General features: G+C 71.0%; 16 protein-coding genes. 12 read left to right on the top strand and 4 right to left on the bottom strand.

Annotated elements, in window-relative coordinates:
* Positions 1–452: membrane protein insertion efficiency factor YidD (gene yidD / locus GT354_RS54430; RefSeq protein ID WP_237535396.1), on the top strand; the 452-nt coding region annotated here is incomplete at its 5' end.
* Between the two features lie 58 nt (positions 453–510).
* Here the strand turns inward: yidD and rsgA are convergent.
* From rsgA to GT354_RS24230, 3 genes are all read right to left on the bottom strand, one after another.
* Positions 511–1,605: a ribosome small subunit-dependent GTPase A gene (gene rsgA / locus GT354_RS24240; RefSeq protein WP_161358490.1), complete on the bottom strand. Its 1,095-nt coding sequence runs from the start codon at positions 1,603–1,605 to the stop codon at positions 511–513.
* 256 nt (positions 1,606–1,861) lie between these two features.
* On the bottom strand, positions 1,862–3,223 hold the full coding sequence (locus GT354_RS24235; protein ID WP_346012151.1) for a YihY/virulence factor BrkB family protein: 1,362 nt from the start codon (positions 3,221–3,223) through the stop codon (positions 1,862–1,864).
* Between the two features lie 121 nt (positions 3,224–3,344).
* Entirely contained in the window at positions 3,345–3,866 is a 522-nt protein-coding gene (locus GT354_RS24230; protein WP_161358489.1) for a MarR family winged helix-turn-helix transcriptional regulator, read from the bottom strand.
* Between the two features lie 449 nt (positions 3,867–4,315).
* Between GT354_RS24230 and GT354_RS24225 the strand changes: the two genes are divergently transcribed.
* From GT354_RS24225 to GT354_RS24180, 10 genes are all read left to right on the top strand, one after another.
* Positions 4,316–6,013 (top strand): nitrite/sulfite reductase, encoded by a 1,698-nt coding sequence (locus GT354_RS24225; RefSeq protein ID WP_161358488.1) that lies wholly within the window; start codon positions 4,316–4,318, stop codon positions 6,011–6,013.
* Positions 6,010–6,216 carry a hypothetical protein gene (locus GT354_RS24220; protein WP_161358487.1) on the top strand — a complete coding sequence of 69 codons (207 nt, stop codon included), beginning with the start codon at positions 6,010–6,012 and terminating at the stop codon, positions 6,214–6,216. The genes GT354_RS24225 and GT354_RS24220 overlap by 4 nt, the downstream gene beginning before the upstream one ends.
* Positions 6,213–6,911 (top strand): phosphoadenylyl-sulfate reductase, encoded by a 699-nt coding sequence (locus GT354_RS24215; protein WP_161358486.1) that lies wholly within the window; start codon positions 6,213–6,215, stop codon positions 6,909–6,911. Before GT354_RS24220 ends, GT354_RS24215 begins: the two co-directional genes overlap by 4 nt.
* 46 nt (positions 6,912–6,957) lie before the next feature.
* Positions 6,958–7,884, top strand: coding sequence for a sulfate adenylyltransferase subunit CysD (cysD, locus tag GT354_RS24210; protein ID WP_161358485.1), 927 nt, complete (start codon positions 6,958–6,960; stop codon positions 7,882–7,884).
* 2 nt (positions 7,885–7,886) lie between these two features.
* Positions 7,887–9,227: a GTP-binding protein gene (locus tag GT354_RS24205; protein ID WP_161358484.1), complete on the top strand. Its 1,341-nt coding sequence runs from the start codon at positions 7,887–7,889 to the stop codon at positions 9,225–9,227.
* 221 nt (positions 9,228–9,448) lie between these two features.
* Positions 9,449–10,510, top strand: coding sequence for an ABC transporter substrate-binding protein (locus GT354_RS24200; protein ID WP_237535399.1), 1,062 nt, complete (start codon positions 9,449–9,451; stop codon positions 10,508–10,510).
* A gap of 108 nt (positions 10,511–10,618) precedes the next feature.
* Positions 10,619–11,419: an ABC transporter ATP-binding protein gene (locus tag GT354_RS24195; protein ID WP_161358483.1), complete on the top strand. Its 801-nt coding sequence runs from the start codon at positions 10,619–10,621 to the stop codon at positions 11,417–11,419.
* Positions 11,406–12,332 (top strand): ABC transporter permease, encoded by a 927-nt coding sequence (locus GT354_RS24190; RefSeq protein WP_161358482.1) that lies wholly within the window; start codon positions 11,406–11,408, stop codon positions 12,330–12,332. Before GT354_RS24195 ends, GT354_RS24190 begins: the two co-directional genes overlap by 14 nt.
* A 2-nt stretch (positions 12,333–12,334) precedes the next feature.
* Positions 12,335–13,069 (top strand): sirohydrochlorin chelatase, encoded by a 735-nt coding sequence (locus tag GT354_RS24185; RefSeq protein ID WP_161358481.1) that lies wholly within the window; start codon positions 12,335–12,337, stop codon positions 13,067–13,069.
* A gap of 47 nt (positions 13,070–13,116) precedes the next feature.
* A complete protein-coding gene (locus GT354_RS24180) occupies positions 13,117–14,004 on the top strand; it encodes an aminoglycoside phosphotransferase family protein (RefSeq protein ID WP_346012150.1) in 888 nt (295 codons plus the stop codon).
* 22 nt (positions 14,005–14,026) lie between these two features.
* On the opposite strand, the gene GT354_RS24175 is transcribed toward GT354_RS24180, so the two are convergent.
* On the bottom strand, positions 14,027–14,638 hold the full coding sequence (locus GT354_RS24175; protein WP_161358480.1) for a TetR/AcrR family transcriptional regulator C-terminal domain-containing protein: 612 nt from the start codon (positions 14,636–14,638) through the stop codon (positions 14,027–14,029).
* Positions 14,639–14,832: 194 nt separating this feature from the next.
* Here GT354_RS24175 and GT354_RS24170 point away from each other — a divergent pair.
* Positions 14,833–15,523 (top strand): MFS transporter (locus tag GT354_RS24170; protein WP_161358479.1); only part of this gene is annotated, 691 nt, incomplete at its 3' end.

Here is a 15,523-nt window from a genome sequence, read left to right as displayed (position 1 = left end):
GCCACGGCGGCGGCGGGCGCGGTGGGGGCCGCGACGGCGGCGGCTGCTTCGGCGGCGGAGGCGGGGGCGGGGGCGGCGGAAACAGCGGCAACAGCAGTGGCGGCCACAGCGGCGGCGGCAACCGCGGCGGGGGTGACGGCTGCGGCTGCGACGTGTGTCTGATCAGCCTGTTCTCGCTGCGCATGATGTGGATCGCGCTGGTCAGCCTCACCCGCCCGCGCGGCGGCTCCCCCGCGCACCGGCTGGGCAGCGCCGTCGAGCGCTACCGCACCGAGATCAGCCCGAAGAACGCACCGTGCTGCAATTTCACGCCCAGTTGCTCGACGTACGGAAAGCGGGCCCTGCACCGCCACGGCGCCGTGCGGGGCACGTATCTGACGGTGCGTCGCCTGCTCCGCTGCCGCCCGGGCAACGGCGGCACCGATCCGGTGCCGCCGGCCCGCAAGCGCTGACCCGCGAGCGCCGGCCGCCGTCGGGGGGCGTGCCGGGCACACCCCCCGACGGACGGGGTCACTTCTTCGGCGACGGCGACCTGCGCATTTCCTTGTGGATCACCTTCCACTCGCGCGCCCGTTCGGCCCGAATCCGGTGGTCCTCGCGCGAGGCGATCCAGCGGGCCTCCTTGAGCAACTTGCGGTAGCTGTCCAGGCGGCGCTGCGGGAGATCGCCCGCTTCGATCGCGGCCAGTACCGCGCAGCCGGGTTCGCTGTCGTGCGTACAGTCGGTGAACCGGCACCGGTCGGTGAGCGCCTCGATGTCGGCGAACGTACGGTCGAGCCCCTCGCCGACGTCGTACATGCCGACGCCGCGCATGCCGGGTGTGTCGATCAGCACGCCCCCGTTGGCCAGCGGTACGAGTTCGCGCCACGTCGTGGTGTGCCGGCCCTTGCCGTCCTGGCGGGCCTGCTGCACGACGGTGACCTCGGTACCCGCGAGCGCGTTGGTGAGCGTGGACTTGCCCGCGCCCGAGGTGCCGATCAGGGCGACGGTCTGCCCGGCGGTGTAGGCGTCGAGCAGGTCGATGCCCTCCCCCGTGAGCCCGCTGACGACCAGGACGTCCACCCCGAGCGCGATCGCCTCGACGTCCTTGCGCAGGTCGTCGGCGTCGGCCGCGAGGTCGGCCTTGGTGAGCAACACGAGCGGCCGGGCGCCGCTCTCCCACGCGAGCGTGAGCAGCCGCTCCAGGCGGCCGAGGTCGGGGACCACGTCGAGGGCCACGACGGCACCGACGAGGTCGACGTTGACCGCGAGCACCTGCCCGGCGGAGCGTCCCGAGGCGAGCGAGCGCACGAGTGCCGTGCGGCGTCGAAGAATCGCGGCCACGAAGGGCTCGCGACCGTCGTCCGGGTGTTCCAGGACGACCCAGTCGCCGGTGCACGGGAGTTCGCCGCCGCCGTGTCCGGCGCGGACGGTGCCGTCGGCGGTGACCACCTCGCACAGCGAGCGGTCCACCCGTGCGATCCGGCCGGGGATCAGGCCGTGCCCGCGGTAGGGGGCGAATTCGGCGGCGCGTTCGGCGTCCCAGCCGTGGGCGGCGAGGACGTCGGAGGCGGAACCGTCGAGAGAAGAGTCGGAAAAATCGTGGGAGTTGCGCTGCGAAGACAAGCCGGTGGCCCTTCGAGGGCGGGTCCGCCGTGCAAGGCGTGTGCCGTCGGACCGCGCGGGAAGGGCGGTACGGCTACGCGGTGCGGACCCGGGAAACGGAAGCGTGGAATGAGGTCGAGCCCGTCCGGGCGACCGTCATCGAGGTCGTGTTCACGACTATCCACCTCCCGTCTGCTTCGCGTGTCTCGAAAGGTCCCGAAGAGGACCACGGTAAAACCGAGGGTCCCGCAGGGGACCGCCCTGAAAGCCTAGGCCATCACGGTGCGTCGCGTCGAGCGTGTTCCGGGTCCGCACCCGGCGGCCGGCTCGGCGGTGGGGGCCACGCCGTGTCGTCGAGAGGCAGGCCGGGCAGCGCCTGCCCGGCGGGCATCTGCAGGCTCGGCGGCTGGCCGTTGGCGGGCGGCGCGCCGGTCGGGCGCGGGGGCACGTCGCCGACGCGGCGGGCACCGTTGTTGCGGCCGTTGACCGTGCCCGTGTCGTTGCGCTTGGCGTCGCGCGCGTGGATGGCCCACCGCTCGGGGAACTCCGACGGCGGCTCGGCGATGTCCGGGAGTTCGCCGTGGATGACGGTGTCCTCCATCTCGTCGTGTCGCTCGTCGTGCTCGTAGGGGCTGGGCTTCCAGTCGCCCGGGGCGCCGCGATGGCGGCCCGCGCGCAGGTGCTCCATGGCCGTGGCGATCTCCTCGGCGGCCTTCTCCTTGTCGCGCTCGGCGCGTGCCTGCGCGGTCTCCTGGCTGGGCCAGACCTGGTCGATCGCGGCGTTGACCGCGGCGCCTATCAGGACGGCCATCGCCGCGAAGTACATCCACACCATGACCGCGACCGGCGCCGCGAGCGAGCCGTACACGGTCGGGCCGTCGATGGTGGTGGCGAGGTAGAGCCGCAGCAGGAAGCTGCCGAGGATGCACAGGAGCAGCGCGACGAGTGCGCCCGGTATGTCCTCGCGCCACGGCGTCCGCACCGGAACCGACACGTGATACAGCGAGGTCAGGAAGCACACGGACAGCACGACCAGGACCGGCCAGTACAGGACGTGCACGGTCCCGGCGAAGTGCGGGAACGCCTTGACCACGAGTTCGGGCCCGGCGACCAGCAGCGGGATCAGGAACATCCCGAGCAGCAGGCCGACTACGTAGAGCGTGAAGGACAGCAGCCTGGTGCGGACGATGCCGCGCTTGCCGGACAGGCCGTACATGATCGTGATCGTGTCGACGTACACGTTGAGCGCGCGCGAGCCGGACCACAGCGCGATCAGGAATCCGGCCGAGACGATGTCCGCGCGACCCGAGTCGAAGACGTCGTTGACGAGCGGGACGACCACCTGCTGGGTGCTCTTGTCGGAGAGCACGGACGCCGAGGCCTTGATGATGTCGGCCTTGAGGTCGTTGATCGTGCTGCCGCCGATCATGCCGTGCAGGTAGCCGACGGTGCCGGCGAGCCCGAGCAGCAGCGGGGGCAGGGACAGCAGCATGAAGAACCCGGCCTCGGCCGCGAGGCCGGTGACCCGGTGGTTGAAGCAGGAGATCACCGTCTCGCGGAGTATCCGCCACAGTGCGCTCCGCAACCGGATGCGACCGGCCCCTCGCAGGCGAGGTCGTTGTTGGTAGTCCGCTGCCACCCCTTTAAGGTATCCGTCCGCGGCCCCGGCATTCGCCATGTCGGCGGCCGGGTGCGACGGGGCCTTCCCGGACTCGGCGTTCGGTGACGTTTGAACCGTTTTGGCCGGTGAACCTCGCTGGTCAGCGAGTCGGCACGAGGACGCCGGACAGCCTGCTGAGCACCCGAGCGGCGGTGCGCAGTTCGTCGGCGGGCAGGTCGGCGAACGCGCTTTCCCAGTGCTCGCGGAACAACCCGTCGAGCCGATACAGCTCGCGCCGCCCGGCGGGGGTCAACCGGGCCACCGATCCGCCGCGCCCGCGACCGGCGCGCACCGCCTCGACCAAGCCCTCGCGGCCGTGCTCGGCCAGGAGGTCGCGCACCGCGGCCGGGGGCAGGCCGAGCACGCGCGCGAGTCGATCGGTGTCGAGGTCGAGTTCGTCGGCCAGGGCCGCGAGCAGTCGGTAGCGGGTCCCGTCCGCGTCGGCGTCCACGGGGCCGGCCGGTCCGGCACGGTCGGCGCGCAGGGCGGACAGGAAGCCGTTGAGCGCGTATCGCAGCGTTTCGACCGCTTCCTCGCGGCGCGGCTCGGGCCGCTCGGAGGTGGGGCCGGTACATACTGAGCGCATTCTGCGCCGGGGCGCGCCGACAACCTCGCCTGGCATACCCATCAGCTCCTCGTCCACTGTGGTGCGTCGGACGTGTGCCGTTCGTTCGAACAAACGGAATCCGACCACGCGTACCGTAACCAACCGCACCGACGTTCCATGCCGGCGGCAGGCCGTGAAGATCATCGCATCCCATATTGTGGGCACGGGTGTTCGACATGCGAGATAGGTGCTCACATCCCGGACGCTGATGGACGGCTATCTGACTCCATGTCAATCTTTGGGACATGTCTCGCGCCGGTATCGCTCTCGTAGGTCGACTCCACGTCGACCTCGGACGCATGTCCAGCGCCGTCTGTTCGCCGGCCTGACGACCCGCCCGCCGCACCTGCCTGCAGGGCGCGCGGTCGCACCGGCACCCACGACTCTCACGGCCCGATACCGGCGAGGGTGCGGCCGGATGCTCACCCGCGCGTCCCCCACCGATCCGCCGGAGGACGCTCCCCATGGCCGCCACCACCGAGACCCCAGACAGCGGCCCACGCGCTCGCAAGACCGCTCGCCATCGCGGCGAGGGACAGTGGGCACTCGGCCACCGTGAACCGCTCAACGGCAACGAGCAGTTCAAGAAGGACGACGACGGCCTCAACGTGCGCGCGCGTATCGAGAACGTCTACGCCCACCGGGGATTCTCCTCCATCGACCCCAACGACCTTCGCGGGCGCATGCGTTGGTGGGGCCTGTACACGCAGCGCAAGCCCGGGATCGACGGCGGCAAGACCGGCGTGCTGGAGCCGCACGAGCTCGACGACGAATACTTCATGCTGCGCGTGCGCATCGACGGCGGCCAACTGAACCTGGCCCAACTGCGGGCGATCGCCGAGGTCTCCGAGCGTTTCGCGCGCGGCACCGCCGACGTGACCGACCGGCAGAACGTGCAGTTCCACTGGATCCGGATCGAGGACGTACCGCAGATCTGGCAGATCCTGGAAGCCGTGGGCCTGTCCACCACCGAGGCGTGTGGCGACACTCCGCGCGCCATCCTGGGCTCGCCGGTCGCCGGGATCGCCGAGAACGAGATCATCGACGGCTCGTGGGCGGTCGACGAGATCAACCGCCTCTACATCGGCAAGCCCGAATTCTCGAACCTGCCGCGCAAGTTCAAGACCGCGATCTCCGGCTCGCCGCTGCTCGACGTCGCGCACGAGATCAACGACGTCTCCTTCGTCGGCGTCGTACACCCCGAGTTCGGCCCGGGTTTCGACGTGTGGGTGGGCGGTGGGCTCTCCACCAACCCCAAGTTCGCGGTGCGGCTGAACGCCTGGGTGCCGCTCGAAGAGGTGCCACAGGTCTGGGAAGCCGTCATCTCGGTCTTCCGTGACTACGGTTATCGCCGGCTGCGCAACCGCGCGCGTTTGAAGTTCCTGGTCAGCGACTGGGGGCCGGAGCGCTTCCGCGAGGTGCTGGAGAACGAGTACCTGGAGCGCAAGCTCGTCGACGGCCCCGCGCCGGACGCGCCGCTGCAGGTGTGGCGCGACCACGTCGGCGTACACCCGCAAAAGGGCGGCGACTTCTACGTCGGCTTCGCCCCGCGCGTGGGCCGCGTCGACGGCGCCACGCTCGGCAAGATCGCCGACCTCGCCGAGCGGCACGGCTCGGACCGGGTCCGCACCACGGTCGAGCAGAAGATGCTCGTCCTGGACGTGGCCCAGGACCAGGTGGCCTCGCTCAAGGAGGGCCTGGAGGCGCTCGACCTGCGCGTGGACCCGAGCCCGTTCCGGCGCGGCACGATGGCCTGCACCGGCATCGAGTTCTGCAAGCTGGCGATCGTCGAGACCAAGGGCCGCGGCTCACGCCTGATCGACGAACTGGAGCAACGCCTGCCGCAGTTCGACCAGCCGATCACGATCAACATCAACGGCTGCCCGAACGCCTGCGCGCGCATCCAGGTCGCCGACATCGGCCTCAAGGGCCAACTCGTCCTGGACGAGCACGGCGAGCAGGTCGAGGGCTACCAGATCCACCTCGGCGGCGGCCTGGGCCTCGACCCCGGCTTCGGTCGCAAGATCCGCGGCCTCAAGGTCACCTCGGACGGCCTCGCCGACTACATCGAGCGGGTGCTGCGCCGGTTCGAGGAACAGCGCACCGACGGTGAGCGCTTCGCCCAGTGGGCCCTGCGCGCCGGCGAAGCGGACCTGTCGTGAGCGCCGCCGGCGGCGCCGAGCCCGGTCAGCGGGCCGTCCCGTTCTACTGCCCCTTCTGTGGCGACGAGGATCTTCGTCCGCACGAGGAGGGGCACGGCACGTGGTTGTGCTCGGCGTGCCGGCGGGCGTTCTCGCTCAAGTTCCTGGGGCTGGTCTTTCCCGAGCAGTCCGCCCGACGCACCACTCCGGAGGAGGCCCGATGACCGTCACCGAGACCACCGACCTGGAATCGCTCGCGAACCGGGCCGCCGTCGACCTGGAGGACGCGAGCGCGCACGAGATCCTGGCGTGGACGCACGAGGCGTTCGGCCCCGCGTGGTGCGTGACGTCCTCGATGGAGGACGCCGTCGTGGCACACCTGGCGTCGACCGTCGCGCCCGGCGTCGACGTGGTCTTCCTCGACACCGGCTACCACTTCCCGGAGACGATCGGCACGCGCGACGCGGTCGCCGCGGTCTACGACGTCAACGTGATCACCGTGCACCCGGAGCTGACGGTGGTTCAGCAGGACGCGAAGTACGGGGCCAGGCTGCACGAGCGGGACACCGACGCGTGCTGCGCGATGCGCAAGGTCGCGCCGCTGGAGAGCGCGCTGACGAACTACCGAGCGTGGGCGACGGGTCTGCGCCGCGACGACTCGCCGGCCCGCGCGAACACCCCGGTCGTGTCGTGGGACGCGCGCCGGCGCAAGGTCAAGGTCGCGCCGATCGCCCGCTGGACACAGGACGACGTGGACGCCTACGTGCTCGAACACGGCGTGCTGACCAACCCGCTGCTGAGCGACGGCTACGCGTCGATCGGTTGCGAGCCGTGCACCCGCAGGGTCGCGCCGGGCGAGGACGCCCGCGCCGGCCGGTGGGCAGGCAGTGGCAAGACCGAATGCGGGATCCACCAGTGACCGCGATACGCAGGACCGCGAAGACCGCGACGAAGGAGGGGTTGGCGTGACCGCGACGATCGACAAGGGCACCGCACCCGGGGCTCTGACCCACCTGGACGCTCTCGAAGCCGAGTCCGTGCACATCTTCCGCGAGGTCGCGGGCGAGTTCGAGAAGCCGGTGCTGCTGTTCTCCGGCGGCAAGGACTCCATCGTGATGCTGCACCTGGCACGCAAGGCGTTCTGGCCGGCGCCGGTGCCGTTCGTGCTGCTCCATGTGGACACCGGCCACAACTTCCCCGAAGTCCTGGAGTACCGCGACAAGGTGGTGGCCGAGCACAACCTGCGGCTGCACGTCGCGAGCGTGCAGGACTTCATCGACACCGGCCGGCTGCGCGAGCGCCCCGACGGCACCCGCAACCCGTTGCAGACCGTCCCGCTGCTGGACGCGATCGAGTCGAACCGCTTCGACGCGGTGTTCGGCGGCGGTCGACGCGACGAGGAGAAGGCGCGCGCCAAGGAGCGGGTCTTCTCGCTGCGCGACGAGTTCGGCGCGTGGGACCCGCGCCGCCAGCGCCCCGAACTGTGGCAGCTGTACAACGGCCGGCACCGCGTCGGCGAGCACGTGCGGGTCTTCCCGCTCTCGAACTGGACCGAGTTGGACGTGTGGCAGTACATCGAGCGTGAGGAGATCCCGCTCCCGCAGATCTACTTCTCGCACGAGCGCGACGTGTTCGCGCGTAGCGGCATGTGGTTGGCCCCCGGCGAGTGGGGCGGTGCCAAGGGCGACGAGAAGGTCGTGCGGCGCGTGGTGCGCTATCGCACGGTCGGCGACATGAGCTGTACCGGCGCCGTCGATTCGCCCGCCACGACGGTGGCCGAGGTGATCGCCGAGATCGCAGTGAGCAGGCTGACCGAACGAGGTGCCACGCGCGCGGACGACAAGATGTCCGAGGCCGCGATGGAGGACCGCAAGCGCGAGGGGTACTTCTAGCCATGAGTGGGACATCCGAGGAGATCACCGTGCCGTCCGTCGACGAGAGCGTGGGTCTGCTGCGCCTGGCCACCGCGGGCTCCGTCGACGACGGCAAGTCCACGCTCGTGGGCCGGTTGCTGCACGACTCCAAGTCGGTCCTGTCCGACCAGCTCGAAGCCGTCACCCGGGTCAGCAACGAACGCGGCCAGGAAGAGGCCGACCTCGCGCTGCTCACCGACGGGCTGCGGGCCGAGCGCGAGCAGGGCATCACCATCGACGTCGCCTACCGCTACTTCGCGACCACCAGGCGCCGGTTCATCCTCGCGGACACCCCGGGCCACGTGCAGTACACGCGCAACATGGTCACCGGCGCGTCCACCGCGGAACTGGCGGTCGTCCTGGTCGACGCGCGCAACGGCGTGGTCGAGCAGACCCGCCGGCACGCGGCGGTGGCGGCGCTGCTGCGGGTGCCGCACGTGGTGCTGGCGGTCAACAAGATGGACCTCGTCGACTACGACGAGGAGCGCTTCGCCGAGGTCGCCAACACGTTCACCGAGTACGCCAAGGCGCTGGGCGTGCCCGACGTGCGCTCGATCCCGGTCTCCGCGCTGCGCGGCGACAACGTGGTGGACCCGAGCGCGCACATGGACTGGTTCTCCGGGCCGACCCTGCTGGAATACCTGGAGACGGTGCCCGTCGAGAGCGACCCGACGCTGGAACCGGCGCGTTTTCCCGTCCAGTTCGTGTTGCGCCCGCAGTCCGACGACGAATATCGCGACTACCGCGGCTACGCGGGCCAGATCGCCTCCGGCGTGTTCCGCGAGGGCGACGAGGTCGTGGTGCTGCCGTCCGGGCAACGCAGTGTGGTCGCGGGCATCGATCGGCTCGGCGTCTCGGTGGACCGGGCCCGGCAGGGCGAGTCGGTCACGCTGCGGCTGACCGACGAGGTCGACGTCTCGCGCGGCGACCTGATCGCGCCGATCGACTCGGCGCCGATCGCCACCCAGGACGTCGAGGCGACCGTGTGCCACGTGGCCGACCGGCCGCTGCGCACCGGGGACCGGGTCCTGCTCAAGCACACCACCCGCACGGTCAAGGCGATCGTCAAGGACATCGCCTTCCGCCTGGACCTGAACGCGCCGATCGACGGCGTGCTCGGCCACGAGGAACGCCCGACCGAGTTGCGCGCCAACGACATCGCGCGTGTCGTGCTCCGTACCGCCCAACCGCTCGCGCTCGACGACTACTCCGTCGGCCGGCGTACCGGCTCCTTCCTCCTGATCGACGAGGCCGACGGCTCGACGCTCACCGCCGGCATGGCCGGCGCCGCGTTCGCCGCCCCGGGTCGATGTCACAGCTGACGTGAACGCGGGTTCGAACACCCGCTTTTGACGCTCCGTCGGTTGCATCTGCGACATCGTCCGTGGCCGTCGCCCACATTCGTCAGTCCCGGCCCGCGCCGCCGCGCGCGGGCCCGAGGGAAGGTCCCCGCGTGTCCGTTTTCGGGACAATTCACAAAAACAGCCGACGTAGATCGATACGTACGGGGTTCTCCGCCGCGCTCCTGTTGCCGCTGCTCGCGCTGTCCGCGTGCGGCTACGGCTCGGACAAGGACGACAAGAAGACCTCGCCCGCCGCCAATGCGGGGGCTCCGGCGCCCGGCGGCGCCAAGACGGGCACATCGGCCTCGTCGATCCGACTCGGCTTCTTCGCCAACGTCACCCACGCGACGCCGCTGGTCGGTCTGGGTGAGGGCTTCTTCGCGAAGGAGCTGGGAAGCACCGAGATCAAACCGCAGGTCTTCAACGCCGGCCCGGCCGCGATCGAGGCGCTCAAGGGCGGCTCGATCGACGCGACCTACATCGGCCCGAACCCGTCCATCTCCGGGTTCACCAGCACCAACGGCGAACTGCTGCGGATCGTCGCGGGCGCGACCTCGGGCGGCGCGGCCCTGGTGGTCAAGCCGAGCATCAACACGCCGGCCGACCTCAAGGGCAAGAAGATCGCGTCGCCGCAGCTCGGCGGCACCCAGGACGTCGCCCTGCGGGCGTACCTGGCGGCCAACGGCTTCCCGGTGGACACCTCCGGCAAGGGCGACGTGAGCGTGGTCCCCACCGACAACGCGCAGACCCTCGCGGCGTTCCAAAAGGGTGACCTCGACGGCGCCTGGCTGCCCGAGCCGTGGGCGACCCGGCTGGTGGCCGAGGCCGGTGCGAAGGTGCTCGTCGACGAGCGCACGCTGTGGCCGCAGGGCAAGTTCGTCACCACGAACCTGATCGTCGGCAACAAGTTCCTCAAGGATCACCCCGACACCGTCGAGGCGCTGATCAAGGGCCAGGTCGCCGCGAACGAGTGGGCGGCGGCCAACCCGGACAAGGCCAAGACCACGGTCAACGCCAAGATCACCGAATACGCGGGCAAGCCGCTCGCGCAGAACGTGCTCGACGCGGCCTGGCCCAACATCGAGATCACCAACGACCCGCTCGCGTCGTCGCTGCAAAAGCTCTCCGACGACGGCGTCGCGGTCGGGGTGACCAAGAAGCTCGACATCCACGGCATCTACGACCTGACGATCCTCAACAAGGTCCTCGCGGCGGCCGGCAAGCCCGCCGTGAACGACGGGGGTCTGGGCCCGAAGAAGTAGCGCTTCTCGACGGGGTGGCGCCTTTCGAGGAAGCGGCACCTCCCGAACACGCAAGGCACCACCCGGCCTTCCCCGCCCGACGCGCCCACCGAGAGAGGTGATCCGGACATGACCCAGACCATCAGCGAGGCCACGCCCACCGCGGCCGCCACGCCTGCCGAGCCCGGCTTCGCGGTCCGCCTGAACCAGGTCACCAAGGTCTTCGGCCGCGGCGGCGGCGCGCCCGTCCTGGACGGCATCGATCTGACCGTCGCCCCGGGGGAGTTCGTCTGCCTCCTGGGCGCGTCGGGCTGTGGGAAGTCCACCCTGCTCAACCTGATCGCCGACCTCGACAAACCCACCGCGGGCACGATCGAGATCGGCGGCGGGCGCCCCGCGCTGATGTTCCAGGACCACGCGCTGTTCCCGTGGCTGACCGCGGGCAAGAACATCGAACTGGCCCTGAAACTGCGGGGCGTGCCGCGCGAGGACCGCAAGGCCGAGGCCGAGGCGCTGCTCGAACTGGTCCGGCTCGGCGGCGCTTCGCGCAAGCGCGTGCACGAGTTGTCCGGCGGCATGCGCCAGCGCGTCGCGTTGGCCCGCGCCCTCGCGCAGGCCGGCGATCTGCTGTTGATGGACGAGCCGTTCGCGGCGCTCGACGCGATCACGCGCGACGTGCTGCACGACGAACTGACCCGGATCTGGGCGGAGACCGGCCGCTCGGTGGTGTTCGTGACGCACAACGTCCGCGAGGCCGTCCGGCTCGCCGAGCGGGTCGTGCTGATGTCGTCGCGGCCCGGCCGGATCGCCCGCGAGTGGCACATCGAGATCCCGCAGCCGCGCCGGATCGAGGACACCGGAGTGTCGGAACTGTCCGTCGAGATCACCGACCAACTCCGAGGGGAGATCCGCCGCCATGGCCGCGCCTGACCTGACCAAGACGCCTCGGGACGCGGACGCCGACGCCGTCGTCGTCGCCGACGAGGCCCGCGACCTCGCGGGCCTCGAAGCAGGCCTGGACGCGCTGGAGACGTACGAGAAGGAGCGCAAGCCCTACTCTCGCGTGCTCCTGGAGAAGGCGCTCCCGCCGGTCGTCGCACTGCTGCTCGTGCTCGCGGCGTGGCAGATCGCCTACGTCATGGAGATCAAGCCGCGCTACGCGTTGCCGAGTCCGGCCGACGTGTGGGACGCGTTCATGGTCCAGTGGCACAAGGGCGACGTCTTCGACATCCTGTGGACCAGCCTCTCCCGCGGCGCGCTGGGCTTCGTGATGGCGGTCGCGATCGGTACCCCGCTGGGGTTGGTGGTCGCCCGGGTCAGCTGGATCCGGGCCGCGATCGGGCCGATCCTGTCCGGTCTCCAGTCGCTGCCCTCGGTCGCCTGGGTACCGCCGGCGGTGATCTGGTTCGGCCTCAACAACACCGCGATCTACGCGGTCGTGTTGCTGGGTGCGGTCCCCTCGATCGCCAACGGCCTGGTGGCGGGCATCGACCAGATTCCGCCGCTGTACCTGCGCGCGGGGCGGGTGCTCGGCGCGCGCGGCGTCAACAGCGTGTGGCACGTCATGCTGCCCGCCTCGCTGCCCGGCTACATCGCGGGCCTCAAGCAGGGCTGGGCGTTCTCGTGGCGCTCGCTGATGGCCGCCGAGTTGATCGCCGCCGGGCCCGAACTGGGCTCCGGACTGGGACAGTTGCTGGACCAGGGGCGAGATCTGGGCGACATGCCGATGATGTTGACCGCGGTGTTCATGATCCTCATCGTCGGAATCGGTATCGAGATGCTCGTGTTCACGCCCATCGAACGCCTGGTGCTGCGCCAGCGCGGGCTGGCGGGGACGAAGTAGTCGTGTCCGCTCCCCCGCTCCTGGCCGTCGCACACGGCAGCCGCGACCCGCGGCACGCCGTGGCGATGGCGGCGTTGGCCGCGCGCGTGCGCGACCTGCGGCCCGGGCTGCGGGTGGAGACGGGCTATCTCGACCACTGCGGCCCCCGCGTGCCGGAGCGGCTCGACGCGCTGGCCCTGGCCGGCGCGACCGAGGTGGTCGCGGTGCCACTGCTGTTCACCCCGGCGTTCCACGCCAAGCAGGACGTGCCGAGCGTCCTGCGACACCGCCGCCTGACCGTGCGTCAGGCGGCGACTCTGGCCCCTTCGCCGCTGCTGCTCGCCGCGTTGGACTCGCGGATGCGCGAGGCCGGCGTCCGGCCGGGAGATCCGCGCTACGGCGTGGTCCTGGCCACTGCGGGGTCCACCGATCCGGAGGCGAACGCGGTGACCACCATCGTCGCGCGGGAGTGGCGGCGTGCCGGTTGGTGCGCCGTGGTCACCGCGTTCGCCTCCGTCCACCAGGGTTCCACCGTCGCCGCCGCGGTCGCCGAGTTGCGCTCGCTCGGGGCACAACGGATCGCGGTGGCGTCGTGCATGCTCGCCCCCGGAATCCTCCCCGACCGGATCACCGAACAGGCCCTCGCGGCCGGTGCGGAGTTGGTCACCGAACCGGTCGCCGACACCCCCGAGATCGCCCGGCTGGTCCTCGATCGCTACGACGCGGCGCTGCCCGCCGCGACGAGCTTGTCCGCCTGATCGAATCCGGCCGCTGCGGGTGCCTCGGGGCCGGTACGATCACCGGCGTGATCGACTCAGTGGCCGCCGAACGCTCGGTGCTCGTACGCGCATGCGCGAAGGTCGGGGTGCCGTCCGCCGACGCCGGGGTACTGGCCTTCGGGGAGAACGCCGTCTTCGCATTGCCCGGTCCGGGCCTGGTGGTTCGCGTCGCCCGCGGCGCGCACATGGCCGAGCGCGCGAGGCGCGAGATCGCGGTCGCGTGCTGGCTCGCCGAACAGGACTTCCCCGCCGTGCGACCGGCGCCCGAGGTCGACCCGCAGCCGGTGCTCGTGGACGGCCGCCCGGTGACGTTCTGGCAGCTCCTGCCGCCCGCCGACCGCGCTCCCGACGTCGGCGATCTGGCCCGCCTGCTCAAGAAGCTGCACGCGTTGCCGGCGCCGCCGTTCGCCCTGCCCGCCCGTGAGCCGCTCGCGCTGGTGGCGACCTGGCTCGACTCGGCCGAGGCCGCGGTGAGCCTGGAGGACCGGCGCTACCTGCTGGCTCGGCGCGACCAACTCCTCACCACCTACGCGACGTTGACCCCCGCGCTGCCCAAGGGTCTGATCCACGGCGACGCACTGCTGCGCAACGTCGGCGTGCACGGCGGGCGGGCGCTGCTCCTGGACTGGGAGACCGTCGCCCACGACCTGCGCGAACTCGATCTGGCGCTGACCCCGATGGCCGCCGCCCGCTACGGCCTGCCCGACGGCGCCGAGCGGCGGTTCGCCAAGAAGTACGGCTTCGACGTCACCACGTGGGACGGCTACGAGACTCTGCGCGAGACCCGCGAGCTCGCCGCCACCGCGTGGGTGGCCCAACACGTGCCCGGCAACCCGAAGGCGGAGGAGGAGTTCCGCCACCGCGTCCGCACCCTGCGCGAGGGCGACCGCACCGCGCGGTGGAACGCGTTTTGAAGGTGGGCCCCCCGCGCCCGGCTCAGCCGAGCCGGTGCACGATCCCGTCGATGAACACGTCCAGGCCGTAGGCGAACCGCTCGGCGGGATCGGCCTTGACCAGTGAGGCCAGGGCCTGGTCGTAGCGCGCGGACTCGTCCGGCCCGACGGCCGCGACCCGGGCACCCCAGTCGTCGCAGGCGTCCAGGCGCCCCTGCGCCTGCTCCTCGATGGTGTGGCCCAGCACGTAGTAGAACATCGCGAAGGTGAGCCACCCGGCCTGCTCGGGCGCCAGCCCGGCGGAGCACAGCACCTCCACCGCCGTGCGGCCCGCGCCGTGCGTGCTCGGATCCGGGACGTAGGTCCCCGCGACCACCCGCGCGCCGTCCCGACGTGACAGCAGCGCGGTGTGCAACCGCGCGCCCAGGATCCGCAGTTGCTCCTGCCACTCGACGTCGGGCAACGGCGCGCCGACGCCGTCCATGAGCTTTTCCGCCATCGCGTCGAGCAGCGCCTCCTTGCTCGGGAAGTGCCGGTACATCGCGCCCGCCTGAACGTTGAGCGCGGCGCCGAGCTTGCGCATGGTGAGGCCGTCGAGCCCCTCGACGTCGAGGAGCGCGAGCGCGCCGTCGACCACATCCGGCCGTCGCAACATCGAGAACTCTCGCTTCCGTGCCGTTGACAGCACTTGTGATTCGAACCTAACGTGAACGATGTTCACTGTGAACGTCGTTCACGGTGAACGATGTTCTCATGCTCTTTCCATGCTATCGAGCGCCCACTCGTCGAATCCCTTGGAATCCCGTCGAATCCCGTCGAATCCCTTCGCATGCCCGTCGAGGAGCCGTCATGGCCGAAAGCACCGACCGGCGCACCGCGCCGACGTCGCACCACCCCGCACCCTCCGCGCCTCCCCCGGCCACACCCCGCTCGCCGCGCTCGCCTCGGGTGCCGCGCGACGTCATCGCGCTCGTCGCGTGCGTGGCCCAGTTCATGGTCGTGCTCGACTCGACCATCGTCACCGTGGCCCTGCCCGACCTGCGGGCCGACCTGGGACTGAGCACCAACGGCCAGCAGTGGGTGGTCAACGCGTATCTGATCACCCTCGGCGGTCTGCTGATGGTCGCGGCCCGCGCGGGCGATCTGTTCGGCCGCAAGCCGGTGTTCCAGGCCGGCCTGTTCGTGTTCACCGCCGCCGGTCTGCTCGGCGGCGCGGCGCACAACGTCACCACGCTCCTGGCCGCCCGGGTCGCACAGGGCGTGGGCGCCGCGGCACTCGCGTCGGCGGGGCTGAGCCTGATCACCGCGGGCTACGCCCACGACGTGCCCCGGCGCACCCGGGCGCTCGCGGTGTGGAGCCTGGCGGGCGGGGTGGCCGTCGCGGCGGGAGTGGTCCTGGGCGGCTTCCTCACCCATGCGCTGAGTTGGCGCTGGGTGTTCTGGATCAACGTCCCCGTCGGCATCGCGCTGCTGGTCGTCGCCGGGCGCGGGCTCGCGCCCACACCCGCCGCGGAGCCCGGCGAGCGGCGCCGGCTCGACG

Origin of the sequence: Streptomyces sp. SID3343, assembly GCF_009865215.1 — a bacterium.
Taxonomy (GTDB): Bacteria; Actinomycetota; Actinomycetes; order Streptomycetales; family Streptomycetaceae; genus Embleya.
The sequence above is the reverse complement of the archived record's forward strand: the minus strand, read 5'-3'. Positions and strand labels throughout refer to the sequence as shown.